The organism is Achromobacter sp. HZ01 (assembly GCF_003267925.1).
Classification (GTDB): Bacteria; Pseudomonadota; Gammaproteobacteria; order Burkholderiales; family Burkholderiaceae_B; genus Achromobacter; species Achromobacter pulmonis_A.
In genome coordinates this window covers 283,494-307,955 of sequence record NZ_LWKV01000004.1, presented here as the reverse complement: position 1 = coordinate 307,955, position 24,462 = coordinate 283,494, and the positions used below count along the sequence as shown (strand labels likewise).

Here is a 24,462-nt window from a genome sequence, read left to right as displayed (position 1 = left end):
CTGGCCGGCCCTGCTGGGCGGGCTGCGCGCTGTGCCTGCCTGCCGTGCTCCGGATTGCAGGAGCACCACGTGCATCTGGCACAAATCACTCGGCATAAATGAAACCGACGTAATTCGGCCATTGCTGACCGAATCGAGGATATTAGCCCGAGATGCGCGGAAAGTCAAAAAGCGCTTGCAGGGTAAGGGCTTAGGTGTGGCGTACAGGCTTCATGCGGCATCGCCAGGCCTTGCGCCTTCGGTCCCAGAGTTCCGCCCGGCCGGCCGGCGGCGGCCCGGCGCGCGCCCGCGCACGTTACTCCCCGTATAATCGCTGGTCGAATCCCCCGGCCTGGTCCGGCGGTCCAGCGGTAAGAGCCGTCACGCGTACACCCTACGGCTCGTTTCACACTCCGGATACGTCTTGAATCTCCCCGCGCTCATTGCCCCCATTGCTGACGATATGAAAGCCGTCGATGCGGTTATCCGCGAGCGGCTGAACTCCGACGTGGTCCTGATCCGCACCATCGGCGACTACATCATCGGCGCCGGCGGCAAGCGCATGCGGCCGGCCATGGTGCTGATGGTGGCCCGCGCGCTGGGCTATGAAGGGACGCATCACCAGCTGCTGGCCGCGGTGGTGGAATTCATCCATACCGCCACCCTGCTGCACGACGACGTGGTCGACGAATCCGACCTGCGCCGCGGCCGCGAAACCGCCAACGCGGTGTTCGGCAACGCCGCCAGCGTGCTGGTGGGCGACTATCTGTATTCCCGTTCCTTCGAAATGATGGTCGAGGCCGACTCGATGCGCGTCATGAGCATCCTGTCCGAGGCCACCACCGTCATCGCCGAAGGCGAGGTGCTGCAGCTGCTCAACGTGCACGACCCCGACGTCTCGCAGGAGCGCTATCTGCAGGTCGTGCGCTACAAGACCGCCAAGCTGTTCGAGGCCGCCGCCCAGGTCGGCGCAGTGCTGGCCGGCGCCACGCCCGAGCAGGAAGCCGCCGCGGCGGCCTACGGCCGCCATGTCGGCACCGCCTTCCAGCTGGTCGACGACGTGCTGGACTACAGCGGCGATGCCGCCGCGCTGGGCAAGAACGTGGGCGACGACCTGCGCGAGGGCAAGCCCACGCTGCCGCTGATCCGCGTAATGGAAGTCGGCACGCCCGAACAGCAGCAACTGATCCGCGACGCCATCAAGACCGGTGACGCCGACTTCGCCGCCGTGGCCGCCGCCATCCAGGCGACCGACGCCCTGGAACACGCCCGCCAGGCCGCAATCGCCGAGGCCGAACTGGCCAAAAAAGCACTTTCCGACTATCCCATTTCCCCTTTTCAAAAATCTCTGTTAGAATTCTGCGCTTTCGCGGTAAACAGAGATCGCTGAACAAATTCAGCGGTATCGGAAACCAAGAAAAAATAAGAAGCACGCAGGACAGCCCAGCCGTACTGAGCACGGCGAAGCTGAAAGTAGTTGAAGTAAATCGGGGCGTAGCTCAGCCTGGTAGAGTACTGCGTTCGGGACGCAGGAGTCGGAGGTTCGAATCCTCTCGCCCCGACCACTCAATGTGGTCGAATTCATGAAGGTGTTTCCCGACGCCTCAAGCTGAAAGCCGGTATCGCACAAGCGCTGCCGGCTTTTTTGTGTTTGCGCTCTTCCCGGGCCTGTGGGGCAAATCGCTAACGCTCGCTGCCGGGATCGGACGCCGGCCTATACGCGACGGTCCCGGCCGGCCCAGTAGGGCTCGCGCAGCTGCTGCTTCAATACCTTGCCCACCTGGCTGCGCGGCAGCTCGTCGCGGAACTCCACCGACTTCGGCGTCTTCATGCCGTCCAGCCGCGCACGGCAATACGCGATGGCGTCTTCCGCATTCCACTGCGCGCCGGGCTTCAGTTCGATGATGGCCTTGACCGCCTCGCCCCAATCCTCGTCCGGCACGCCGATCACGGCGCAATCGTTGACCAGGGGATGCGCCCACAGGACTTGTTCGATTTCGCCCGGCGAGATATTGAAGCCGCCCGAGATGATCAAGTCTTTCATGCGGTCGACGATGTAGAAAAAGCCGTCGGCGTCGCGGTAGCCGACGTCGCCGGTGTGCAGCCAGCCGTCTCGCAGGGCCTGCGCGGTGCCTTCGGGGTTGTTGTAGTAGCCGGGCATGACCAGGTCGCCCCGGACCACGATTTCGCCGCGTTCTCCGGGGCCGAGCAGCGCGCCTTGCGGGTCCATGATTTCCACGCGGACGAATGGGGCGGCGCGTCCGCAGCTGGCCAATCGGTGTTCCGCGTCCTGCCGCAGCGCGGCGACGTGATCCTCGGTGGTCATGGTGGTGCAGGTGAAGGGGGCCTCAGCCTGGCCGTAGCACTGCACCATGACGGGGCCGAACACGTCCAGCGCCAGCTTCAGTCTGGCCGCCGACATGGGCGCGGCCGAATAGACGAAGTAGCGCAGCGCGTCGTAGCGCCAGCGGTGCACCTCCGGGTGCGCAAGCAGGCGGTAGATGACGGTGGGCGGGCAGAACAGCTGGGTCACGCGATGCCGTTCCAAGGCTTGCAGAATTGCTTCCGGACGCGGCGACGGCAACACGATGTTGACGCCGCCGTAGGCCAGGGTGGCAAAAGCCACCATGCCGGCCGCATGGGTCAGCGGCGCCACGACGAGATGCACGGGCGTTTCGCGGACCGGCATGGTGGCGAACCAGTTGGCGAGCATGGTGGCGTACATGCGATGCGTGACGAGCACGCCCTTGGGCATGCCCGTGGTGCCGCCAGTGCCGCGGATCGCCACGATGTCATCGCCGCCTGCCTCGGACGCCACGGGCGCGGCGCTCTGCGCGGCGGCCCATTGCTCCAGTCCCGGCGCTTCTCCCAGCGGGCCGTCGATGACCACCAGGCCTTTCAGGTCCGGCAGGGCGGCCCGGATCTGCTCCAGGTCGCCCGCGAAGCTGCTGTGCAGGAACAGAAAGGCGCAGTGTCCGCGCGCCAGCACATGGAGGTTTTCCTCGATGCTGTTGCGCGCATTGACGGGCAGCCAGATGCCGTGGGACCGGACGATGCCGAGCACCGCGACAAAGGTCAGGAGATGGTTGGGACTGAGCAGCCCGACCTTGTCGCCGGCAGCCACGCCAGCCGCGTGCAGACCGTTGGCGATGCGGTGCGACAGGTCCGCCACCGTGCCATAGTCCAGGACCCGGCCGTCGGGCTCCGCGAAGCAGGGCGCGCTTGCGGACATCCTCAGGCCTCGCTCGAAGAAATCGATCAGATGCGCCATGGCCTATACGGCATCGGACGCCGGCCATTGGAAGCGCTGCGCCGCCTTGGCCAAAAAGCGCTCGGTCGCCTCGCGGTGGTAGTCGGTGGAGCGGGCCACGCCCTGGCCGGCCGCCTCCAGGTCCAGCATGGTGTTCAAGTCGCTGTTGAGCGATGCGTTGAAAGCGCGCTTGGTGATCGCCAGCGCCGCCATGGGCAGTTCGGCCATGGACAGCGCGATCTGGCGGGCGCGCTCGTGGATGCGTTCCTGCGGCTGGATCTCGAACACGATGCCCATGTCGCGGGCTTCCTGCGCCTGGAACTCGCGGGTGGAAAACGCCAGTTCCTTGGCGCGTTGCAGGCCCACCATGCGCGGCAGGGTATACAGGGTGGCGCAATCGGGAATGGCCCCAAGCCGCAGGAACGACAGGCAGAAGCGCGCGCGTGGCGAGGCCAGGATCAGGTCGGCGGTCAGCGCCAGGCCCAGCCCGGCGCCATAGGCCGCGCCGTCGACCGCGGCGATGACCGGCCGGTCCAGCGTGATCAGGCCTTCTATCGTCAGGAGCAGGCTGGCCATGCGCTCGCGCGCCTGCTCGGCGGAGCCGCCGGCTCCCATGGTGGAGATATCGCCGCCGGAACAGAAGGCGCCGCCGGCGCCGGCCAGTATCACCACGCGCACCCCGCGATCGCGCCGGATCTCGCCCACTACGTGGGCCAGCTCTTCACGCATGGTCATGTCCAGCGCGTTGCGTTGGGCGGGACGGTTCAGGGTGATGGTGGCGATGCCGCCTTCCACGGCATAGAGCAGGGTCTTGAACTCGCTTGAGATGACTTGCATCGGATCGGTCTCCATGTCTGTCTTCCATGATGGCCGGGCCGCATGCGGGCCCGGCCGCAAGCTGTCGCGGGCCGTCAGGCGATGGCGCCGCCCTCGCGCAGGGCCTGGATGTCGGCTTGCGCCAGGCCCAGTTCCGCCAGCAGCGCTTCCGTGTGCTCGCCAGGCGCGGGCACGGCTCGGGCCTGGCCAGGGGTACGGGAAAAGCGCGGCGCGGGGGCGGGATGCACGGTGCCGGCGGTTTCGATGAAGCTGTCGCGAGCCTGGTGGTGCGCATGCCGCGGGGCTTCCTCGAAATCGAGCACCGGAGCGAAGCAGGCGTCCGTGCCTTCAAGCAGCTCGCACCATTGCTCGCGGGTCTTGCCAGCAATGATGCCCGCCAGCTTGGCACGCAACTGCGGCCATTGCGCGCGGTCCCATTGCTGCTGGAAATCCGGGTCGTCGATGCCGCAGCGCTCCAGCAGCAGGCGGTAGAACTGCGGTTCGATCGCGCCGATCGACACGTACTTGCCGTCCGCGCACGCATAGCAGCCGTAAAAGTGGGCGCCGCCGTCCAGCATGTTGGACTGGCGCTGATTGATCCAGTCGCCGCTTTGCAGCTTGCCGTAATAGGCGCTGGCCAACAGCGAAGCGCCGTCGCAGATCGCGGCATCGACCACCTGGCCTCTGCCTGTGCGGCCCGCTTCGAGCAGGCCGCACAGGACGCCGAAGGCCAGCATCATGGCGCCGCCGCCCATGTCTCCGACCAGGTGCAGCGGTGGCGCCGGCGGCAGCCCGGCGTGCCCCATGGCGTGCAACGCGCCCGTGATGGCGATGTAGTTCAAGTCATGGCCGGCCGCCTGCGCCAGCGGGCCGTCCTGCCCCCAGCCCGTCATGCGTCCGTACACCAGGCGCGGATTGCGCGCCAGACACTCGTCGGGCCCCAGGCCCAGCCTTTCCATGACGCCGGGCCGAAACCCCTCGACCAGCGCGTCCGCCTTGTCCAGCAGCCGCAGCACGATGTCGATCGCGCCGGGCTTTTTGAGGTCCAGCGCAATCGTGCGGCGACCCCGGTCGATGATGGTGCCGCCGCCGCCCAGGAACCCCGGGGCCAGCCGGTCGATGCGGATCACGTCCGCGCCCATGTCCGCCAGCATCATGGCGCAGAACGGGCCGGGCCCTATGCCAGCCATTTCCACGACGGTAAATCCGCTCAAGGGACCAGCCATGTCTATCGTCACTCCATGATGAAGCGGGGTTTCAGGATTCGAAGAATTCCGCGCGCGCGTCCAGGATGATCTGGGTGTACTTCTCCATGTTGGCGTCCATGCGGTTGGTCGGCCCCACGATGGACAGCGCGGTCAGTTGCCCGCCCACTCGCCCCGCGATACCGATGGCGGATACGCCTTCGTTGCCTTCGTCGCGGGTGTGGAAGTACTTCTTTTCCAGCTGGGTTTCGATCTGTGCGCGCAGGGTGCCGGGGTCGGTGATGCTGCTGGCCGTGACGTGTTCGAACGGCAGCGCGTCGATCAACGCATTGCGTTCCGCGGCGTCCATCTCGCCCAGCAGGGCCTTGCCCAGGGCCGCGACCTGCAGGTCGAAGGTGGTGCCGGGCTGCACCACGTAGCGCAGGGCGCGCGGGCTTTGCTGGCTGGCGTAGATCTTCACTTTGTTGCCGTCGAGCAAGCCGCACATCGAGGACTCACCGGACTGGCGCGTCAGGATCTCCAGCGCTTCGGACGCAAACGCCTGCAGCGGGTCGGCCGCCGAGATGCCCTGGGCCACGTCGAGCAGTCTGCCCGTGGGGTGGAAGTAGCGGGATTTCGGCGTGCGCAACAGGTAGCCGGCCTGGCGCAGCGTGTAGAGCAGGTCCGAGCAACTGCTGTCGGCCAGATCGAGAAAGCGCGCCATTTCCGAATTCGTCAGGGGACGGCGCTCGCGCGCATAGACTTCGAAGACTTGCAGCACGCGTTGCGCGGTAGGGAGGATTTGCGGCATAGGATGTCGGAGTTGAGTGGGGAGCCGGCCCGGGCTTTTGCATCGTTGGTCATTTCAACGCGGAAATGCCCAATACGCTTTGCGCCATGAGTAGGGCCTGGATCTGGTTGGTGCCTTCGGCAATGCTCAGGTGGCGGGCGTCGCGGTAATGACGCTCGACGGGGAACAGCGTGGTGTAGCCTGCGCCGCCATGCACCTGCATGGACAGTTCGGCCACGCGCAGCACGGCGTCGGTGGCATGGCGCTTGGCCATCGAACATAGCATCTGGCTGTCGGCGGCGTTGCGGTCCAGCGCGTCGGCGGCGCGCCAGCAGAGCAGGCGCGAGGTTTCGACCAGCGTCATCATGTCGGCGATCATATGCTGCACCAGTTGGAAGCCGCCTATGGGCCGGCCGAACTGGACTCGGTCGCCGGCGTATTTTACCGCCGCCTCATACGCCGCTTCGGCGATGCCCAGCGCAGAAAACGCCACCACGCAACGGCCGATATTGAGATATTTCTTGGCCAGCGCGAAGCCTTTGCCCTCGGCGCCGATCAGGTTGGCCGCGGGAATCTCCACGTCTTCGAACAGCAATTCGCCCAGCGGGCAGCTCAGCATGCCCATCTTGTGAATCGGGCTGGACGAGAAGCCCGGCATGGCGCGTTCGAACAGCAGGCACGATACGCCGCGTTCGCCGCTTTGCCGCTGGGTCTGCACGAACACCACGCCCAGTTCGCAGACTGTGCCCAGGCTGATGTAGAGCTTGCGGCCATTGACGCGCCAGCCGGTGGCGGTTTCCACCGCGCGCGTTTCGACATTGGCGGCATCGGAGCCGATATTGGGTTCGCTCAATGCGAAGCTGGCGATCGCGTCGCCCGACAGGACGCGCGGCAGGTACTTTTCCTTGAGATAGGGCGAGCCGCCGTCGCTCAGCACCGACGCGGCAAGATTGCTGGTGCTGACGATGCTGCGCAGCGACGGCCAGACCCGCGCGAGCTCGGCTATCAGCATGCCGTAGGTCGTCATCGGCAAGCCGTAGCCGCCGTCCTTCTCTTGCAACATGCCGCCCAGCAGGCCGAAGTCGCGCATGGCGCGGACCATTTCCTGCGGCACCACGCGGCCTTCGGCTTCATAGCGGTTGACGATGGGCGCGACTTCGGCCGCCAGGTAGCGGCGCAGCGAGTCGCGCAATTCGGTCTGGGTGGAGTCCAGTGAGAAGTCCATGCGAGTCCTAGGTGAAAAGGGGCGGGAATGGGAATCCGGCGATGTTCATGCCCGCCGCTGCTGCAGGCCGGAGTTCGCGCCTTCGCGCAAGCCGATCAGCGCATCCAGCGGCACGGCGCCCTGTCCACGGGCGCCGACCCAGACCGGATTGAGCTCCATTTCCTGCAGGGTGTCGCGGTGGTGCCAGGCAAAGTCGGAGACCCGCAGGATCAAGTCCTCCAGCGCGGCGAGATCGGCCGGCGCCTGGCCGCGCACGCCATCCAGCACGTCGGCATAACGGATCTCTGCCAGCAGCGCGCGTGCATCGTCGCGCGACAGCGGGATCATGCGGTGGGCCACGTCGCGGATGGTTTCGACGAAGATGCCGCCCAGGCCAAAGGTCAGTACCAGGCCGAAGGCCGCATCGCTGTGCACGCCGATCAGCACCTCGCGCCCGCCCGGCGGCAGCATGCGCTCGACCAGGATGCCGTCGATGACGGCGCCCGGGCAGCGCTGCGCGACGGATTCGTGGATGGCGGCGTAGGCCTCGCGCGCCGAGCCGGCGTTGGCGATGCCGAGTTTGACGCCGCCCGCTTCCGTCTTGTGCGCGATCTGGACGCTGACCACTTTCATCACCACCGGAAAGCCCAGAAGCTCCGCTTCCCGGGCCGCCTGTTCTGCGCTCGTGACCACCCGGCCTTCCGGTATCGGCAGCCCGGCTTCGCGCAGCAAGGATTTGGCCGCGGCCTCGCTGAGCATGCGGACGCCGCTGGCCGTGCCCGCATCCTCATGCCGGGACGCAGCGGCGGCCGGGCGACCGGCGCGGGTCCACGGAATGGCCTTGGACAGGGCGGAGATTGCGTCGGACAGGGACAGGAAGGGCAGCAGGCCGGCGGTTTCCAGCAACTGGAAGCCGCCGCCCAGCCGACGGCTCATCCAGACGGGCACGATCAGGGTCTCGGTTTCGGCGGCGACCGTGGCGATGGCCTGCGCCATGCCGTCGGTAATGACGCCATAGTCCATCGGAATCGGAAACAGCACCGTGCCAACCGCGGGGTCGGCGCATATCGCGCGCAGGCATGCGGCCGAGGCTTCGGGGTTGCGCAGGATGTCGGCGGTGGTGTCGACCGGATTGTCCATGCTGGCGAAGTCCGGCAGCAGTTTGCGCAGGGCCGCCTTGGTGTCAGGCGAGAACGTCGCCATCGGCAGTCCGGCGGCGCCGGCAATGTCCGCGGCCAGCGCGGCGGTGCCACCCGAAAAGGTATAGATGCACAACCCGTTGCCGCTCTTGGGCGTGATGCGGGTCAGCAGGCGCGAGGCCGCCAGCAGCTCGTCCAGGTCGTCCACCTCGATCGCGCCGAACTGGCGGAACACGGCGCTGTTGACGGCTGCCGTGCCGGCCACGGACGCCGTGTGTGACTGCGCCGCGCGCACGCCGGCATCGGATCTGCCGACCTTGAGCACCACCACCGGCTTGTTGCGCGCGCGCGCCAGCTCCAGCGCCGCCGTCAGGCGCCGGCCGTTCTTCACGCCCTCCATCAGTAATGCGATGACGCTGATCTGCGGGTCGTTCGCCATGTGGGCGATGAAGTCGGGGATCTCCAGGTCGACCTCGTTGCCGGCGGAGAACCACAGACCCACGCCCTGCCCGAACGACAGGCCCTGCAGCAGATTGCGGCCTAGCCCGCCGCCCTGCGTCGCCAGGCCGATCGAGCCGGCATTCAGGTCGTCCTTGAACGCCGGCGAAAAAGTCATGCCCAGGCGGTCGCGGACATTCACGAAGCCCGGACAGTTCGGTCCGTAGACGTGCAGGCCCGTGGCCTGGCACAGCTCGGCGATCTCGCGTTCCAGGCGCTGGCCTTGCGCGCCCGCTTCTGAAAAGCCCGATGTCATGACCACTGCAAATGGAATTCCGCGCGCCGCGCATTCCCGCAAGGCTTCCAGCACCAGCGTGGCGTTGATCATGATCAGGGCCACGTCGATATCGGCCTCGGGCAGCGCGCTGATGGACGGCCAGCAGGGCCGGCCGCCGATCTCCTGGTAAGCGGGATTGACCGCGTAGACCTCGCCGGGCACGGCGGAATGCAGCACGAGGTTGTCGTACAGGCGGCGCCCCTGGCTGGATTCGCGGGCGGAAGCGCCGACCACGGCCACGTTGCGCGGATTGATGAAGCGGGTCAAGTCTGCAAAGGGTTTCATGCCGCGCTCTCCATGGACCGCAGCACCATCGCGAAGTCGGCCTGGACCACGACCTCGCCGCGCTGGTTGATGGCTTCGCGCCGGAACACCACCCTGTCCTTGCCGGGGCGGTATTGCCCGTTCTTTTCCGTCACCGTCACGCGCACGACGATGGTGTCGCCGATGAAGGTGGGCTTGGGAAAGCGGCAATTGATGTCGATCAGCGCCAGCACGTAGGGCTCGAGCTGGCGGTATCCGCTGGACTGGGTGGTCAGCCCCGACAGCACGGACAGCACCAGCAGCCCGTGGGCGATGCGCTGGCCGAACGGAGTGGCGCTGGCGTATTCATGGTCGACGTGCAGGCGGTTGAAGTCGCCGGACAGGCAGGCGAAGTTGACGATGTCGCTCTCGGTGATTGTGCGGCCGGCGGACTCGAAGCTGTGGCCGACCTGCAGGGGGGGAAGCGGGGACTGGCTGGCGGGGCTTGCGCTTTGCATGGCTGGTGGGATTCCGGAAAGAGGCGCGGGGAGGGCGTTTTACGAAGCGTAGCGGCCGCCGGTCACGTGCAGCAGTTCGCCCGTGATGAACGAGGCGCGGTCCGAAGCCAGGAAGGCCACCGCGTTGGCGATGTCCTCGACGGCGCCCAGGCGCGGCACCGGCTGGCGCGCCAGCGCGTTGGTGCGCAGCGTTTCGTAGGTGGACAGCCCGCGCACCAGCGGCGTTTCGATCAGTCCCGGAGCGATCGCGTTGGCGGTCACGTTGAACTTGCCCTGTTCCAGCGCCAGCGCGCGGGTGAAGCCGATCAGACCCGCCTTGGCGGCCGAGTAGTTGGTCTGGCCGGGATTGCCCCAGTGCGCGCGCGAGGCGATGTTGATGACGCGGCCCCACTTCCTTTCCATCATCGACGGCAGGGCGGCCTTGGTGCAGTAGTACGCGCCCTTCAGGATGGTGTCCACCACCGAATCCCAATCTTCCACTGGCATTTTGAGCAGGTACTTGTCGCGCGTGAAGCCGGCGTTGTTGACCAGGATGTCGATGCCGCCGAACGCATGCGCGGCCAGATCGGCCATGGTCTGGACCTGTTCGGGATCGCAGACGTCGAGCACGGCGCCGATGGCCTCGTGGCCGGCCTGCTTCAGGCCGCCGACCGCCTGTTCCACCGATTCGGGATTGATGTCGGTAATGACGATCCGGGCGCCTTCCTGCGCCAGGGCCAGCGCAGATGCGTAACCGATGCCGCGGCCCGAACCCGTGATGACAGCGACTTTACCGGTGAGTTGCAGGTCCATCTCCATTCCCCTTCTCTAGCTGATGAGTGTCGAAGTTATTCCGAGGTTCCGAACAAATATACACATCACCGGAAAAGTTGACAATTAATATCGGCACATCGTTATACTGTTCGGCATGTCGGAATAAGTTGGCCCGGCATTCCCATATCTCTAAAAAAAACGGAAGGAGATCGACTCATGGCAATGTTGAAGGGATTGTTGGCCGCGGCACTGAGCCTGGCTGCTGTCGGAGCAGCCAGCGGGGCCAACGCTTATCCGGACAAGCCGGTGCGGGTGTACGTGGGCTTCGCGCCAGGCGGCGCCACCGACCTGCTTGCCCGCCTGTACGCCAAAAAGCTGGGCGAGCGGTTCGGCCAGACATTCATCGTGGAGAACCGCCCTGGTGCAGGAGGCAACATCGCGGTCCAGGCGCTCACACAGGCCCCGGCCGACGGCTACACCATCGCGATGGCGGCCAACTATGTGGCGGCCAATGCCGCCATGAAGCGCAACCCCTATGACTGGGAGCGCGACCTCATGCCCATCGGCATGGTGGCGTCCACGCCCAATATCCTGGTGGTGCCACCCGGCTCCAGCATCCAGAGCGTGGATGACCTGGTCCGCAAGGCCAAAGCCGGCGGCAACAAGCTGACCTTCGCGTCGGCGGGCATGGGTTCCTCCATCCACCTGGCGGGCGAACTCTTCAAGGTGATGGCGGGGGTCGACATGACCCACGTGCCCTACAAGGGCGTGTCGCCGGCGGAGGTGGACTTGATGTCGGGCACGGTCGACATGATGTTCGGCAGCGTCTCCACCGCCATCCCCCTGGTGCAGTCCAAGAAGCTGAAGGCCTTGGCCGTGACCGGACGCGAGCGCATGAAGGCGATGCCGGACCTGCCCACCATCGAGGAAGCCGGCCTCAAGGGCTACGACGTGGAAGCGGTGTACTTCATGGCGGCGCCCGCCAAGCTGCCGGCGCCGGTCCTGAAGACGCTGGCCGACGCCGTGGCCGACATCAACAAGCAGCCCGATGTGCAGGAATTCATGGACCGGATCTATGCCCGCCCATTGACGGGCGGCCCCGAAGAGGCCCGGGCCTTTCTGAAGTCCGAGGTGAAGAAGTGGCAGGGCGTGGTCGACGCCACCGGCATGAAGGTGGACTGACGCGCGGCAAGGGGTCCGTTCGCCGGATCCATGACAGCGGGCGCCACAAGCCCGCGGAACACAAGACCTATCAGGAGACACACATGAACACACGCAGGCGAGTCGCGCTGGCAGTGCTGGCCGGCCTGATGACTACAGTGGCTGTGCCGCAGATGTCGCGCGCGGCCGATGACTACCCGAACAAGCCCTTGCGCCTGATCGCGCCCAGTTCGCCGGGCGGAATCCTGGACATTACGAGCCGGGTGGTGGGCAAAAAGCTGTCCGAACGGCTGGGCCAGCCGGTGGTGGTGGAGAACGTGCCCGGCGCGGCCGGGATTCTGGGCATGCAGAGCCTGCTGCGCGCAGAGCCCGATGGCTACACGATGATCATGGGCAGCAGCGGGCCGAACGCCGTGAACTACACGCTGTACAGCAAGCTGCCGTACGCCATGTCCGACTTTGCTCCGGTGGTGCGCATCATCACCATGCCGAACGCGCTGGTCGTCAATGCCAGCGCGCCGGTCAAGACGCTGGCGGAATTCCGCGACTACGCCCGGAAGAAGCAAGGCAACCTGTCCATGGCCGTTTCCATGATCGGCACGTCCGGCCACCTGGGCGGAGAACTGCTGAAGAACCGCCTGGACTTTACCGCGGTCACCGTGCCGTACAAGGGCGCGGCGCCCGCGACCAACGACCTGGTCGCCGGCCAGGTCGACTTTACCGTCGAAAACGTGATCACCGTGGCGCCGCTGGTCAAGGCCGGCAGATTGCGGGCGCTGGCCGTCACCACCCGTGAGCGCAGCCAGATCCTGCCCGACGTGCCCACGTTGGCCGAGCAGGGCTATCCCGACGTGGACGTCGGCGCCTGGCTGGGCGTGCTGGTCGCTGCGCGCACGCCGCCGGCCGTGGTCGCGCGCCTGAACACGGAGCTCAACGCGGTTCTGGCTGACGAAGAAGTGAAGAAGCAGCTGGCGCAGCAAGGAGGAATTCCGCTGGGTGGCACGCCGGCCGAGTTCGACAGCTTCATCCGGTCGGAAAAGGACCGCTGGGAAAAAATCATCAAGGCCGCCGGCATCAAGGTGGAATGATCAGCATGCCGGCGGCGGCAACGCGCCGCCGGCATGCGTAGGAGGCATGATCCATGGCAATTGATTATCAAAACCTGCGCAACTGGAAGTTCGAAGACCGCGTCGACCGCTACACCGCGCGCGACTGCATGATCTATGCATTGGGCCTGGGCTACGGCAGCGATCCCGCCAACGAGGCCGAACTGCGTTATGTGCATGAGGATGGGACGGTCGTGGTGCCGACCTTCCTGGCGACCATCGGGGCGCCCAACGGTTGGGCGGCCGATCCGGGCACCGGCATCGACTGGGTGAAGATCCTGCATGGCGAACATCGCATGACCTTCCATGCGCCCTTGGCGGCCGCAGGCGCCGTGCGCAGCCAGACGCGGGTGACGCGGGTGGTGGACAAGGGCGCCAGCAAGGGCGCGCTGGTGGTTACCGTGCGCGACATTTCGGACGCCGAGAGCGGCGCGCCCCTGGCCACGGTGGAGCATGTGTCGTTCTGCCGCGCCGACGGCGGTTTCGGCCAGGGGGACGAGCCGCCCGACGCCTTGCCGGCGACGCCGGAGCGCGCGCCTGACCAGGTCGTGCTGCTGCCCACGCTGCCGCAGCAGGCCCTGCTTTACCGGCTGAACGGCGACCTCAACCCGGTGCATGCGTTGCCGCACATGGCGCGCGCCGCGGGTTTCGACCGACCCATTCTGCACGGCCTGTGCACGTACGGCATGGCGGCGCGCGCCTTGCTGCAGGCCTGCGCGCCCGCCGCGCCGCAAAGGTTGGGCGGAATCGCCGCGCGTTTCTCCGCGCCGTTTTTCCCTGGCGAGACGCTGCGCGTGGAGCTGTGGCGCGACGGCGACAGCCTGCGTTTCCGCGCCCTGGCCCACGAGCGCGGCACGGTGGTGCTGAGCAACGGCGTCGCCAACCTGGCCCATTGAGCTGACCCGAGGTGAACCATGTCTGCACTTGAAGCCCATGCCCGGGAGATGCCCGAGCGCATCGCCTACCGCATGATTCCATCCGGAACCACGGTGACGTGGCGCGAACTGGAGCTGCGCAGCCGCAAATGCGCGGCGGCCCTGCTCGATGCCGGCCTGCGGGCCGGCGACGTGATCGCGGTGTTCCTGGAAAACCATCCACGCTTTTTCGAACTGCTGTGGGCCGCGCATCGCATCGGCCTGTACTACACCACCATCAGCCGCCACCTCAAGCGCGAGGAGGCACGCTACATCATCGAGAACTGCGACGCCCGGGTCCTGTTCTATTCAGGCCATACGCAAGCTGAAACGGACGCGGACAGCCTGGACCGGCGCGGCGTCCTGCGCGTCTGCATGGACGGCGCCGACGCCGGCGCGATCCGGTACGAAACCTGGATCGGCCGCCATGCGGACGACGTGACGCTGCCTGAAACCCCGGAAGGCACGGACTTCCTCTATTCGTCGGGCACCACCGGCCTGCCCAAGGGAATCAAGCGTCCGCTATCGGTGGCCAACCGCTACTTCCGCGTGGGCGATGCGCCCAGCAGCGCCTGGAAGGCATTCGATCGCGACACGGTCTATCTGTCCACGGCGCCGTTCTATCACGCAGCCCCCGTGCGCTGGAACATGGCGGCGCTGCGCGCGGGCGGCAGCTGCGTCATGATGGAAAAATTCGACGCGGCGGCGGCGCTCGAAGCCATCGAGACCTACGGCGTCACGCATTCGCAGTGGGTGCCGACCATGTTCATCCGCCTGCTGCGCCTGCCGCAGGAAGTGCGCCAACGTCACGACCTGTCCACGCTGCGCTATGCCGTGCACGCGGCCGCGCCGTGCCCGGTCGACGTCAAAGAGGCCATGATCGCGTGGTGGGGACCGATCCTGTACGAGTACTACAGCGGCACCGAGCTGGTCGGGCGCACTTCGCTGGGGTCCGAGGAGTGGCTGGCGCACCGGGGGTCGGTCGGCAAGCCCGAGTTCGGCCAGGCACACATTATGAGCGAGGACGGCCTGACCGAATTGCCCGCGGGCCAGCCCGGGGTCATCTACTTCTCGGGCGGCGGCTCCTTCGAATACCACAAAGACCCGGACAAGACGCGCGCCGCCTACAACGCGCGCGGCTGGGCCACCTATGGCGATATCGGCTACCTGGACCAGGACGGCTATCTGTACCTGACCGACCGCCTGTCCAACATGATCGTGTCGGGCGGGGTCAACATCTATCCGCAGGAAGCCGAGAACCTGCTCTGCACGCATCCCGCGGTGGCCGACGTGGCGGTGGTCGGCGTGCCCAACGCCGAGTTCGGCGAGGAGGTCAAGGCGGTTGTGCAACTGCGCGACCCGGCCGCAGCCAGCCCCGAGCTGGCGCAGCAACTGATCGCCTATTGCCGCGACCGGATCTCGCCCATCAAGTGCCCCAAGAGCGTGGACTTCTCCAGCGACATGCCGCGCACCGAGACCGGCAAGCTGCTCAAGCGCCTGGTCAAGCAGCGCTACTGGCCGCAAGCGTAGGCGGCCCACTATGACAGATCAGGAGGCAGCATGAACCGGCAGCGCAAGCTTTTCTCGGCGGACCATGAATTGTTCCGCGATACCGTGGCGCGCTTCATCGCGGACGAGATCACGCCCAACCACTATCAATGGGAACAGGAAGGCCTGGTGCCGCGGGACCTCTGGCGCAAGGCCGGCGCGGCGGGCATCCTGCTGCCCAGCACACCCGAGGAATACGGCGGGGGCGGCGGCGATTTCCTGCACACCATCATCGTGGTGGAAGAAATCGCGCGCGCACTGGCGACCGGGGTCACGGGGTTCACGACCCATTCCGACATCGTCGCGCCCTACCTGCTCAACTTCGGCACTGAACGCCAGAAGCAGCGCGACCTGCCCGGCATGGCGCAGGGAGACATCGTGGCGTCCATCGCCATGACCGAGCCGGGGGCGGGCAGCGACGTCAAGGCGATACGCACCGCGGCGGCCAAAGCGCAGGGCGGTTACGTCATCAATGGCCAGAAGACCTTCATCACCAACGGCTTTCACGCCGACCGCGTGCTGGTGGTGGCCAAGACCGATCCGGCCGCGGGCGCGCGCGGCATCAGCCTCTTCTGGGTAGACGCCACCACGCCGGGATTCACGCGCGGACGTCTCCTGGACAAGGTCGGCCAAAAGGCGCAGGACACGGCGGAGCTCTTCTTCCAGGACATGTTCGTGCCGGACGAGGACATGCTGGGCGAGCCCGGGCAGGGATTCGGCTACCTGATGAAGGAACTGGTGCGGGAACGCCTGATGATCGCGGTGCGCTGCGCCATGGCGCTGGAGAGCGCGCTGCAATGGACCGTGGACTACACCAAGGAAAGGCGCGCCTTCGACAAGGCCCTGATCGACAACCAGCACATCCGCTTCAAGCTGGCCGACATCAAGACCCTGGCTGCCGCCACCCGGGCCTTCGTCGATGGCTGCGTGCAGCAATACCTGGACGGCGAGCTCGACGCCGCGGGCGCCGCCATGGCCAAGCTGTGGGCGTCCGAAGCCACGGACGCCATCGATGACCTGCTGCAGTTCCATGGCGGCTACGGGTACATGCGCGAATACCCCATCGCGCGCGCCTATACCGACGTGCGGCCCAACCGGATTTATGGCGGCGCCTCGGAGGTCATGCGCGAGCTGATCGCCCGGACGCTTTGAACCTTTTTTGACTTCGACAGGAACAGATCCCTACATGACCAAGCATCTCTCGAAATCGGTCGCCATCGTGGGCGCCGCCGAATCGGACCTGGGGAAAGTGCCCGGGATGACCTCGCTGGACCTGCAGGCGCAGGCGTCGGCCCGCGCGCTGCGCGATGCCGGGCTGACGCTCAATGACGTCGATGGCGTGTTCGCGCACGTGGACGACAAGTTCGCCGGCCTGCATCTCGCCGAGTACCTGGGCATCCGTCCGCGCTACGTGGATTCGACCAGTGTCGGCGGCATGTCGAGCGTCATGCACATCCGCCACGCCATGGCCGCCATCGAGGCCGGCATGTGCGAGGTGGCGCTAGTGGCCTACGGCAGCACTCAGTTGTCGGACGGCACGCGCAAGGTGGGCGGCACGCCCGAGGACATGCGCATGCCGCGCGGCCAGTTCATCACGCCGTATGGCCAGCTGAGCCCCATCGGCTATTACGCGATGGTGGCGCAACTGCACATGCAGCGCTACGGCACCACTCACAAGGATCTGGCCGAGGTCGCGGTCGCGGCGCGCAAGTGGGCGCAGCTCAACCCCAAGGCCTACCGGCGCGAGGACACCTCGATCGAGGAAGTCATGGCGTCCAGGATGATCGCCGACCCCTTGCGGCAGCGCGATTGCTGCCTGGTGACCGACGCGGGCGGCGCATTCATCGTCACCTCCGCCGCGCGGGCCCGCAGCCTGAAACGGCCGCCGGTCTACGTGATGGGCATCGCGGAATCCTTCTCGCATCACTACACGCCGTTCAACACGGCGGACTGGCTGGATACCAACGTGGCGCAGACGGCGGACGCCGCGCTGGGCATGGCCGGCGTCACGCGCGCGGACATCGATGTGGTGCAGATCTACGACCACTTCACCATCGGCGTGATCCAGTCGCTGGAGGAACTGGGCTTTTGCAAGCGCGGCGAAGGCGGGGCCTTCGTGGCAGACGGGCGCCTGGCTCCCGGTGGCGACTTCCCGATCAACACCTCCGGCGGCGGCCTTTCGTACAACCACCCAGGCCAGTTCGGCATGCTGCTGCTGCTCGAAGCCGTGCACCAATTGCGCAAGGAATGCGGCGAGCGCCAACTGCCCAAGGCCGAGCTGGCCCTGGTGCATGCGCCCGGCCTGGTTTTTTCCTGCAACACCACCCTGATACTCGGAGTCTGATCATGGACCACGCACAACGCCCGCTGCCGCAACCGACCCGGATCACGCAGCCGTACTGGGATGCGGCCAGGCAAAGCCGCCTGGTCATCCAGCAATGCGGCTGCTGCAAGACGCGCCAGTTCTATCCGCGCGAATTCTGCACCGCCTGCCTGTCCGACAGCATCGAGTGGATCGACTGCGGCGGCGGAGGAACCGTCTATACCTACACGGTCAACCGACGGCCGAGCAATGCCGCCCTGAGCGAGAAAGTCCCTTACGTCGTCGCCATGATCGACCTGGACGAAGGGGTGCGCATGATGGCCAACATCATCGACAGCCCGCCCGAGGCCGTCAGGATAGGAAGCCGGGTGCGCGTGTGCTTCGAGCAGGTATCGGAGGACATCACCTTGCCGCAGTTCCGGCTGGAAGGTTGAGCCGGCCCGCTGCGGTATTGGGTGGCGGGAATCAGCCCTTGGTCCGCCGATTCGACGAGCCGGCCGCCTCCCCGTCCGGCGCGACGCTCGCCACCGCTTGCAGGCATTCGATCAGCCCCCGCATGTGCGACGACAGGTCCAGGCTGCAATGGCGGACCAGGCCGATGGGGCCGAAGACGGGCGGCAGGTCGATGTCCAGGATGGCCAGGCCCTGGCCGCGGGCCAGGTGGCGGGCCACGCAGCGCGGCATGAGCGACAGGGTGTCGCTGCTGTTCATCAGGATGGTGTTGTTCAGCGCGGACGCCGATTCGATCCGGGCGTAGGGATAGACGCCATGGCGTTGCAGCAGCATGTCCAGGCCGATGCGCACCGGGCTGCCGCGCGGCGGCATGATCCATGGGTAGGCGGCCAGCCGTTGCCACGGCACGCCCGGTTCGCCGGCCAGCGGGTGGCCGGCGCGCGCGCAGACGCACATCGGCTCTTCATACAGCACCTGGCTGGCGAGGTCGGGTTTGCGCACGGCCTCGCCCAGCCTGGCGACCAGCAGGTCGAGCTTGCGGGTGTACAGCTCCGGGGCCAGCGCTTCGAGCGAGCCTTCGCGCACCAGCACGTTGACGTTGGCGGCCTGCTGCTTGAACCGCAGCAGCGCGCGCGGCACGAGGAAGGCGGCGGCGGTGGAGTTGACGCCGATGCTGATGGTCTCGACGTCCAGGTCCGGCGCGCCGGACCATTCGCCGCTCATGCGTTCCAGGTCGCCCAGCACCCAGCGCGCATGGCGGATCAGCGATTCGCCGTGGCGCGTGGGGAAGGTGCCTTTGGGCGTGCGGTCGAACAGGCGCGCGCCGAGCATGTCTTCGAGTTCGGCGATCATGCGCGATACGGCCGGCTGGGTGGTGGCCAGGCGCCGGGCCGCCAGGCCGACGTTGTGCACTTCGTCCAGCACCCGCATCAGGTGCAGGTGGCGCAGCCGCAGCCGCCCGCGCAGATACCAGCCGGGCGGCAGGGCGGGGGAGTCGTCGGCGGGCTGCATCTACATATCAACATTGATATGGAAAGGCCAAAATATATCATTGGACCGGAATGTGCCGCTGTTCCATGATCGTCATGACCAGCGCGCCCGCCGACGAGGCGCGCGGCGGGAAGGAGACGATCATGCTGAATTTCATACGCGCGCCGCTGGCCATGCTGTGCCTGGCGATTCCGCTGGCCGCCGCCGCGGCCTACCCCGACCGGCCGATCACGCTCATCGTGCCCTCCGTGCCCGGCGGCGGCGCGGACGTGGCGGGCCGGCTGGTGGCCGCGGAGCTGGCCAGGCGGCTGGAGGTGCCGGTGATCGTCGAGAACCGGGCCGGGGTCGCGGGCATCATCGGCTCGCAGGCCGTGGCGCGGGCCAGGCCCGACGGTTATACGCTGCTGCTGGGCCTGGACGCTTCGTTTACCGCGGCGCCTTATCTGATGGAGGAGGCGCCGTACCGGACGGAGGATTTCGCGCCCATCGCCACGCTGGCCACCTTGCAGTACGTGCTGGTGGCCTCGCCCTCGGCGCCGTTCGGCTCGCTGCGCGAGCTGCTGGACCAGGCGCGGGCGCGCCCGGACACGATCACCTACGCCAGCGGCGGGCTGGGCTCGACGCATCATTTGGCCATGGCGCTGTTCGAGCACGATGCCGGCATATCGCTCAAGCACGTGCCGTACAAGGCCGCGCCGCAGGGCTTCGTGGGGGTGATGGGCAGCCAGGTCGACCTGATGTTCATCGTGGCCAGCACGGCGTTGCCGCAGGTCCGGGCGGGCAAGGTGCGCGGGCTGGCCAACGCCGGCACGGCGCCCATCGCGGGCGCGCCCGATCTGCCGATGATCAAGGAGGCCGTGCCCGACTACACCTTCTATAGCTGGTTCGGCCTGTTCGCGCCGGCCAGGACGCCGGCGCCGGTGGTCGAGGCGCTGGGCAAGGCGGTGGCCGCCGCGCTCAAGAGCCCCGAGCTGCGCGACAAGATGCAGGCCCAGGGCATGATCGTGGGCGACGAAGGCGCCGAGGGCCTGCGCCAGCGCATCGCCCGCGACACCCGTGTTTTCGCTCCCATGCTCGCCGACATCAAGACCGCAGCCGCCAGACAGCCATGAAACCAGCCATGAAACGTCCCAATATCCTGCTCATTACCACCGACCAGCATCGCGGCGACTGCCTGGGCTACGCCGGACGGCGGGTCAAGACGCCGCACATCGACCTGCTGGCGCGCAACGGCACGCACTTCTCGGCCTGCATCACGCCCAACGTGGTCTGCCAGCCGTCGCGCGCGTCCATGCTGACGGGCCTGCTGCCGCTGACGCACGGGGTGTGCGACAACGGCATCGACCTGGACCTGCGCACCGGCGAGGCCGGCTTTGCCGGCAGCCTGGCCGCCGCGGGCTACGACACGGGCTTCATCGGCAAGGCGCATTTCTCCACTCACCACACCTTCGAGGCCACGGGGCGTCCGGAGTGCCAGTACAGCGAGGCGGCCCTGGGGCCGGGCTGGAACGGCCCGTACATGGGTTTCGAGCACGTGGAGCTGGTGGTCGAGGGCCACAACTACTGGCTGCCCACGCCGCTGCCCGGCGGCCTGCACCATTCGCGCTGGCACTACGGCGACGGGCAGGGGGAACTGCGCAACCAACTCTACCAGAAGGACCTGGGGCCGCCCAGCGGCGCACCGCAGACTTTCAATTCGGCGCTGCCGGCGGCCTGGCACAACTCGGCCTGGATCGGCGACCGGACCATCGAATACCTGCGCCGGCATGGCCAGGAGCGGCCGTTCTGCCTGTGGGCCTCGTTTCCGGATCCGCACCATCCTTTCGATTGCCCCGAGCCCTGGTCGCGCCTGCATCATCCCGACGAGGTCGATCTGCCGCGCCATCGCAGCACCGACTACGACCGCCGGCCGTGGTGGCACCGGGCCAGCATGGAAAGCAAGCCCATGGGCAATGCCGAGGTGCAGGCGCTGCGCCAGAACTTCTCGCGCATGCCGACGCCGTCCGAAGCGGCGCTGCGGCGCATCACCGCCAACTACTACGGCATGATTTCGCTGGTGGACCACCAGGTCGGGCGCGTCATGAAAGCGCTGGCCGAGTACGGGCTGGACCGGGACACCATCGTGATCTTCACGTCCGACCACGGCGAGTGGCTGGGCGACCACGGGCTGATGCTGAAAGGGCCGATGCCGTACGAGGGCCTGCTGCGCGTGGCCATGGTGGCCAGCGGTCCGGGCATCGAGGCCGGCCGGCAGGTGGCCGATCCGGTGTCGACGCTGGACCTGGCCGCCACCCTGTACGACTACGGCGGCGCCTCGGCCCTGGGGCCGGTGCACGGGCGCAGCCTGCGTCCGCTGCTCGAAGGTCGGGATGCCGGCCGCGCGTTCGCGCTCAGCGAATGGGACGTGGCGGCCTCGCGCTGCGGGGTCGAACTGAAGCTGCGCACGGCCCGCACCCGCGACTGGAAGCTGACGCTGGAACTGGATAGCGGCGCGGGCGAGATGTACTGCCTGGCCGAAGATCCGGACGAGATGGACAACCTGTTCGACGATCCCGGCCACGCGGCCCGGCGGCGCGAACTGACCGACATGATCAGGAGCCGTCCCGCCGACCAGCTGCCGGCGCGCCTGCCGGCTTCGGGCATCGCCTGAAGGCGCGCGCGCCGGCATTTGCTTTATATTCCCTGCGAATACCAACTTCCAGGGATACCCGGCCGGCTGCGACTGCGTCATAGTTCGGCGTGGGCAATGCCGCCCGCGCCTTTCTCATGACCGCCGCCATGCTTGCTTCCGAGTCGACCCTGCCTGCCCCGGTGCTGCTGGTGGAGGACGAACCCCTGATCTGCCGCCGGCTCGAAGGCCTGCTGCTGCAGCTCGGGTATGCGCCCGAGGCGCTGGTGTTCGCCGCCACGCTGGCCGAGGCGCGCGCCTGCCTGGCCACGCAGCCCGTGGCCCTGGCGCTGGTGGACCTGGGCCTGCCCGACGGCAACGGCACCGAACTGATCGCGGAAATGCACGCGGCCGATCCGGGGCTGGCGATACTGGTCATTTCGGCCTGGAGCACCGAGGACGCGATCCTGGCGGCGCTGCGGGCCGGTGCCACCGGCTATGTGCTCAAGGAGCGCGACGACCTGGAGGTGTCGCTGTCGATCCGCAGCGTGCTGCGCGGCGGCGCGCCCATCGACCCCTTCGTCGCGCGCCGCATCATCGAGGAATTGCGCCCCAGGCCGGCGGAGCCGGCAGGCGCGGCCGCCGGCGAGACGCTCAGTCCTCGCGAAAACCAGATTCTTCGCCTAGTATCCGAGGGGCTGGGAAACCGCGAAATCGCCGAGGAACTGCACCTGTCGCGCTACACCGTCGAATGCCACGTCAAGCACATCTACCGCAAGCTCGCCGTTTCCTCGCGCACCCGGGCGATCCACGCCGCGCGGTCGCGGGGGCTGCTCGATTGAGGCTGGCGATCCGGCTGGCGGTCTTGTGGCTGGCGCTGGCTTTTTCCCCGGTATGGGCGCAGGCGGAATGCACGGCCCAGGTGCTGTCGATCCAGTCGGCGCAGGGCGATGCCGAGGGCGGCCGTCCCGGGCCGGACGCATGGCGGCCGGTGACGCTGCCCGATGACTGGACCGCGCGCTGGCCCGACTACAGCGGTACGGCCTGGTATCGCATCGACTGGCGGGCGCAGTGCCCGGACGGGCGCGCCGGGCCGGTGGCGCTGGTGCTCGAATCGGTGGTCATGGCTGGCGAGGTCTACGTCAACGATGCGCGCATCTGGAGCGATCCTCAGCTGAGCGAGCCCCTGTCGCGCAGCTGGAACATGCCGCGCTACTGGCTCATCCCCGAGGCCCTGATGCGCGATGGCGTGAACACGCTGTGGCTGCGGGTGGTGGGCGTGGCCGAGCAGACGCCCGGCCTGGGGCCGGTCTACCTCGGAGAGCCCGGCCCGCTGCTGCGGCGCTACGAGGACCTGCGGTGGCGCAACCGCACGCTGTTCATGCTCAACCTGATCGTGTCGGCCGTCCTGGGCGGGCTGTGCTTCTGCATCTGGCTGATGCGCCGCGAGCAGCGCGCCTTTGGCTGGTATGCGCTGATGGCGCTGTTCTGGGTGCTGTTCATCGCCAACGTGCTGGTCACCAGCCCCTGGCCATTTGCCGACAGCATCGGGGCGGCGCGCGCCAACGCCATGGTGCTGGTGCTGTACGTGGCGTGCTTCTGCATTTTCACGTGGCGCTTCGGCGAGCAATCGCTGCCGCGCACCGAAAAGGCCTTGTGGATACTGTCCGCGGCGCTGCTGGCGGCGGTGGCCCTGGCGCCGCGGGCGCAGCTGCCCGAGGTCCGGCTGGCCGCGGTGCTGACCGCGTCCGCCATTTTTTTCGCGAACTGCCTGCAGTTCCCGTTCCACGCCTGGCGCACCCGGCGGCCCGAAAACCTCATGCTGGCGGCCTGCCTGCTGGTGTTCCTGGCCGTCAGCGTCCATGACCTGCTGCGCATCCTCAAGCTCATCGCCAGCGACACCGCGTATACGCCGTTCACCAGCGTGGTGGTCACGCTGTGCATATCGGCCGTGCTGGGGCTGCGCCACGCGCGCAACGTGCGCCGCATCGAACGCTTCAGCCAGGATCTGGCCGTGGGCATCGCGCAGGCGCGCACCGAGCTGGCCACGACGCTGGAGCGCGAGCACGCGCTGGCGCTGGCCAATGCGCGCCTGCAGGACCGCCTGCAGATCGCCCACGACCTGCACGACGGCCTGGGCGGCTCGCTGGTGCGCATGATGGCCGCGGTGGAGCAGGCCAGCCAGCCGGTGCAGAGCCAGCAGTTCCTGTCCATGCTCAAGCTGCTGCGCGACGACCTGCGCCAGACCATAGACAGCGGATCGAGCGCGGGCGTGAAGGTGCCGGCCACCCCGCGCGAGTGGATCGCGCCGCTGCGCCACCGTTTCATGCAGCTTTTCGACGAACTGGAGATCCGCGCGAGCTGGGCGGTCCCGGCGCAGTGGCGCACGCCGCCCAGCGCCTTGCAGTGCATGGCGCTGACCCGGCTGGTCGAGGAATCGCTGGTGAACGTGCTCAAGCACAGCCGCGCGCGCCGCGTCGAGCTGGCGCTGCGCCAGCCCGAATCCGACAGCCTGGAGCTGCTGATCGAGGACGACGGCGCCGGTTTCGATGTGGCGGCGGTGCTGCGGGCCGGTATCAGCGTGGGCATGCGCAGCATGCACACCCGCATCGAGCGGGTGGGCGGCAGGCTGGAGGTGGCGTCCCGCCCGGGACGGACCGCGCTGACCGCCACGCTGGCGCTGCGCGCGTCCCAGCCCTGAGGCGCGC

At 67.4% G+C, this 24,462-nt stretch carries 21 protein-coding genes and 1 tRNA gene; 13 read left to right on the top strand and 9 right to left on the bottom strand.

Annotation, left to right across the window (positions count from 1 at the left end):
• The first annotated feature begins 403 nt into the window (after window positions 1–403).
• Entirely contained in the window at window positions 404–1,369 is a 966-nt protein-coding gene (gene ispB / locus A6B37_RS21015) for an octaprenyl diphosphate synthase (RefSeq protein WP_102775316.1), read from the top strand.
• 98 nt (window positions 1,370–1,467) lie between these two features.
• Window positions 1,468–1,544 (top strand) — tRNA-Pro (locus tag A6B37_RS21010).
• A 149-nt stretch (window positions 1,545–1,693) separates the two neighbouring features.
• Here the strand turns inward: A6B37_RS21010 and A6B37_RS21005 are convergent.
• Genes A6B37_RS21005 through fabG form a run of 8 tightly spaced genes read right to left on the bottom strand, consistent with a single transcriptional unit; the run spans window position 1,694 to window position 10,690 of the window.
• Window positions 1,694–3,250 carry an AMP-binding protein gene (locus tag A6B37_RS21005; protein WP_111826829.1) on the bottom strand — a complete coding sequence of 519 codons (1,557 nt, stop codon included), beginning with the start codon at window positions 3,248–3,250 and terminating at the stop codon, window positions 1,694–1,696.
• A 3-nt stretch (window positions 3,251–3,253) separates the two neighbouring features.
• Complete coding sequence (locus A6B37_RS21000) at window positions 3,254–4,081, bottom strand: enoyl-CoA hydratase/isomerase family protein (RefSeq protein WP_111826828.1); 828 nt, start codon at window positions 4,079–4,081, stop codon at window positions 3,254–3,256.
• 59 nt (window positions 4,082–4,140) lie between these two features.
• A complete protein-coding gene (locus A6B37_RS20995) occupies window positions 4,141–5,271 on the bottom strand; it encodes a CaiB/BaiF CoA-transferase family protein (protein ID WP_111826827.1) in 1,131 nt (376 codons plus the stop codon).
• A gap of 31 nt (window positions 5,272–5,302) precedes the next feature.
• Window positions 5,303–6,040 carry an IclR family transcriptional regulator C-terminal domain-containing protein gene (locus tag A6B37_RS20990; protein ID WP_111826826.1) on the bottom strand — a complete coding sequence of 246 codons (738 nt, stop codon included), beginning with the start codon at window positions 6,038–6,040 and terminating at the stop codon, window positions 5,303–5,305.
• Between the two features lie 49 nt (window positions 6,041–6,089).
• Window positions 6,090–7,244 carry an acyl-CoA dehydrogenase family protein gene (locus A6B37_RS20985; RefSeq protein ID WP_111826825.1) on the bottom strand — a complete coding sequence of 385 codons (1,155 nt, stop codon included), beginning with the start codon at window positions 7,242–7,244 and terminating at the stop codon, window positions 6,090–6,092.
• Window positions 7,245–7,289: 45 nt separating this feature from the next.
• Window positions 7,290–9,422, bottom strand: a complete 2,133-nt coding sequence (locus A6B37_RS20980; protein WP_111826824.1) for an acetate--CoA ligase family protein — start codon at window positions 9,420–9,422, stop codon at window positions 7,290–7,292.
• Window positions 9,419–9,898, bottom strand: a complete 480-nt coding sequence (locus A6B37_RS20975; RefSeq protein ID WP_111826823.1) for a MaoC/PaaZ C-terminal domain-containing protein — start codon at window positions 9,896–9,898, stop codon at window positions 9,419–9,421. Before A6B37_RS20975 ends, A6B37_RS20980 begins: the two co-directional genes overlap by 4 nt.
• Before the next feature lie 39 nt (window positions 9,899–9,937).
• Window positions 9,938–10,690, bottom strand: coding sequence for a 3-oxoacyl-ACP reductase FabG (fabG, locus tag A6B37_RS20970; RefSeq protein WP_111826976.1), 753 nt, complete (start codon window positions 10,688–10,690; stop codon window positions 9,938–9,940).
• Between the two features lie 177 nt (window positions 10,691–10,867).
• Here fabG and A6B37_RS20965 point away from each other — a divergent pair, with 177 nt between their 5' ends.
• The 7 genes from A6B37_RS20965 to A6B37_RS20935 all read left to right on the top strand — a co-directional run bounded on the left by A6B37_RS20965 (window position 10,868) and on the right by A6B37_RS20935 (window position 18,137).
• Window positions 10,868–11,833, top strand: a complete 966-nt coding sequence (locus tag A6B37_RS20965) for a tripartite tricarboxylate transporter substrate binding protein (protein WP_111826822.1) — start codon at window positions 10,868–10,870, stop codon at window positions 11,831–11,833.
• A gap of 83 nt (window positions 11,834–11,916) precedes the next feature.
• Window positions 11,917–12,900 carry a tripartite tricarboxylate transporter substrate binding protein gene (locus tag A6B37_RS20960; protein ID WP_168202276.1) on the top strand — a complete coding sequence of 328 codons (984 nt, stop codon included), beginning with the start codon at window positions 11,917–11,919 and terminating at the stop codon, window positions 12,898–12,900.
• A 53-nt stretch (window positions 12,901–12,953) separates the two neighbouring features.
• A complete protein-coding gene (locus tag A6B37_RS20955) occupies window positions 12,954–13,814 on the top strand; it encodes a MaoC/PaaZ C-terminal domain-containing protein (RefSeq protein WP_111826821.1) in 861 nt (286 codons plus the stop codon).
• Between the two features lie 18 nt (window positions 13,815–13,832).
• On the top strand, window positions 13,833–15,362 hold the full coding sequence (locus tag A6B37_RS20950; RefSeq protein WP_111826820.1) for an AMP-binding protein: 1,530 nt from the start codon (window positions 13,833–13,835) through the stop codon (window positions 15,360–15,362).
• A gap of 30 nt (window positions 15,363–15,392) precedes the next feature.
• Window positions 15,393–16,532 (top strand): acyl-CoA dehydrogenase family protein, encoded by a 1,140-nt coding sequence (locus A6B37_RS20945; RefSeq protein WP_111826819.1) that lies wholly within the window; start codon window positions 15,393–15,395, stop codon window positions 16,530–16,532.
• A gap of 34 nt (window positions 16,533–16,566) precedes the next feature.
• Window positions 16,567–17,724, top strand: coding sequence for an acetyl-CoA acetyltransferase (locus A6B37_RS20940; protein WP_111826818.1), 1,158 nt, complete (start codon window positions 16,567–16,569; stop codon window positions 17,722–17,724).
• 2 nt (window positions 17,725–17,726) lie between these two features.
• On the top strand, window positions 17,727–18,137 hold the full coding sequence (locus tag A6B37_RS20935) for a Zn-ribbon domain-containing OB-fold protein (protein ID WP_111826817.1): 411 nt from the start codon (window positions 17,727–17,729) through the stop codon (window positions 18,135–18,137).
• Between the two features lie 31 nt (window positions 18,138–18,168).
• On the opposite strand, the gene A6B37_RS20930 is transcribed toward A6B37_RS20935, so the two are convergent.
• On the bottom strand, window positions 18,169–19,167 hold the full coding sequence (locus tag A6B37_RS20930; RefSeq protein ID WP_111826816.1) for a LysR family transcriptional regulator: 999 nt from the start codon (window positions 19,165–19,167) through the stop codon (window positions 18,169–18,171).
• 122 nt (window positions 19,168–19,289) lie between these two features.
• Here A6B37_RS20930 and A6B37_RS20925 point away from each other — a divergent pair, with 122 nt between their 5' ends.
• The 4 genes from A6B37_RS20925 (at window position 19,290) to A6B37_RS20910 (ending at window position 24,455) form a co-directional block, all read left to right on the top strand.
• Complete coding sequence (locus A6B37_RS20925) at window positions 19,290–20,258, top strand: tripartite tricarboxylate transporter substrate binding protein (protein ID WP_168202275.1); 969 nt, start codon at window positions 19,290–19,292, stop codon at window positions 20,256–20,258.
• Window positions 20,259–20,266: 8 nt separating this feature from the next.
• Window positions 20,267–21,796: a sulfatase-like hydrolase/transferase gene (locus A6B37_RS20920; protein ID WP_111826814.1), complete on the top strand. Its 1,530-nt coding sequence runs from the start codon at window positions 20,267–20,269 to the stop codon at window positions 21,794–21,796.
• A 116-nt stretch (window positions 21,797–21,912) separates the two neighbouring features.
• Window positions 21,913–22,596, top strand: a complete 684-nt coding sequence (locus A6B37_RS20915) for a response regulator transcription factor (RefSeq protein ID WP_111826974.1) — start codon at window positions 21,913–21,915, stop codon at window positions 22,594–22,596.
• Entirely contained in the window at window positions 22,506–24,455 is a 1,950-nt protein-coding gene (locus A6B37_RS20910) for a 7TM diverse intracellular signaling domain-containing protein (RefSeq protein ID WP_111826813.1), read from the top strand. The genes A6B37_RS20915 and A6B37_RS20910 overlap by 91 nt, the downstream gene beginning before the upstream one ends.
• The last annotated feature ends 7 nt before the right edge of the window (window positions 24,456–24,462 follow it).

What these genes read in the sequence shown, in the direction of transcription:
- A6B37_RS21000 (WP_111826828.1), bottom strand. Translation starts at nt 4,081, where the DNA reads ATGGAGACCGATCCGATGCAAGTCATCTCAAGCGAGTTCAAGACCCTG.
- A6B37_RS20940 (WP_111826818.1), top strand. Translation starts at nt 16,567, where the DNA reads ATGACCAAGCATCTCTCGAAATCGGTCGCCATCGTGGGCGCCGCCGAA.
- A6B37_RS20960 (WP_168202276.1), top strand. Translation starts at nt 11,917, where the DNA reads ATGAACACACGCAGGCGAGTCGCGCTGGCAGTGCTGGCCGGCCTGATG.
- A6B37_RS20930 (WP_111826816.1), bottom strand. Translation starts at nt 19,167, where the DNA reads ATGCAGCCCGCCGACGACTCCCCCGCCCTGCCGCCCGGCTGGTATCTG.
- A6B37_RS20995 (WP_111826827.1), bottom strand. Translation starts at nt 5,271, where the DNA reads ATGGCTGGTCCCTTGAGCGGATTTACCGTCGTGGAAATGGCTGGCATA.
- A6B37_RS20935 (WP_111826817.1), top strand. Translation starts at nt 17,727, where the DNA reads ATGGACCACGCACAACGCCCGCTGCCGCAACCGACCCGGATCACGCAG.
- fabG (WP_111826976.1), bottom strand. Translation starts at nt 10,690, where the DNA reads ATGGACCTGCAACTCACCGGTAAAGTCGCTGTCATCACGGGTTCGGGC.
- A6B37_RS20990 (WP_111826826.1), bottom strand. Translation starts at nt 6,040, where the DNA reads ATGCCGCAAATCCTCCCTACCGCGCAACGCGTGCTGCAAGTCTTCGAA.
- A6B37_RS20980 (WP_111826824.1), bottom strand. Translation starts at nt 9,422, where the DNA reads ATGAAACCCTTTGCAGACTTGACCCGCTTCATCAATCCGCGCAACGTG.
- A6B37_RS20925 (WP_168202275.1), top strand. Translation starts at nt 19,290, where the DNA reads ATGCTGAATTTCATACGCGCGCCGCTGGCCATGCTGTGCCTGGCGATT.
- A6B37_RS20965 (WP_111826822.1), top strand. Translation starts at nt 10,868, where the DNA reads ATGGCAATGTTGAAGGGATTGTTGGCCGCGGCACTGAGCCTGGCTGCT.
- A6B37_RS20985 (WP_111826825.1), bottom strand. Translation starts at nt 7,244, where the DNA reads ATGGACTTCTCACTGGACTCCACCCAGACCGAATTGCGCGACTCGCTG.
- A6B37_RS20915 (WP_111826974.1), top strand. Translation starts at nt 21,913, where the DNA reads ATGACCGCCGCCATGCTTGCTTCCGAGTCGACCCTGCCTGCCCCGGTG.
- A6B37_RS20955 (WP_111826821.1), top strand. Translation starts at nt 12,954, where the DNA reads ATGGCAATTGATTATCAAAACCTGCGCAACTGGAAGTTCGAAGACCGC.
- A6B37_RS20950 (WP_111826820.1), top strand. Translation starts at nt 13,833, where the DNA reads ATGTCTGCACTTGAAGCCCATGCCCGGGAGATGCCCGAGCGCATCGCC.
- A6B37_RS20910 (WP_111826813.1), top strand. Translation starts at nt 22,506, where the DNA reads ATGCCACGTCAAGCACATCTACCGCAAGCTCGCCGTTTCCTCGCGCAC.
- A6B37_RS21005 (WP_111826829.1), bottom strand. Translation starts at nt 3,250, where the DNA reads ATGGCGCATCTGATCGATTTCTTCGAGCGAGGCCTGAGGATGTCCGCA.
- A6B37_RS20975 (WP_111826823.1), bottom strand. Translation starts at nt 9,898, where the DNA reads ATGCAAAGCGCAAGCCCCGCCAGCCAGTCCCCGCTTCCCCCCCTGCAG.
- A6B37_RS20920 (WP_111826814.1), top strand. Translation starts at nt 20,267, where the DNA reads ATGAAACGTCCCAATATCCTGCTCATTACCACCGACCAGCATCGCGGC.
- A6B37_RS20945 (WP_111826819.1), top strand. Translation starts at nt 15,393, where the DNA reads ATGAACCGGCAGCGCAAGCTTTTCTCGGCGGACCATGAATTGTTCCGC.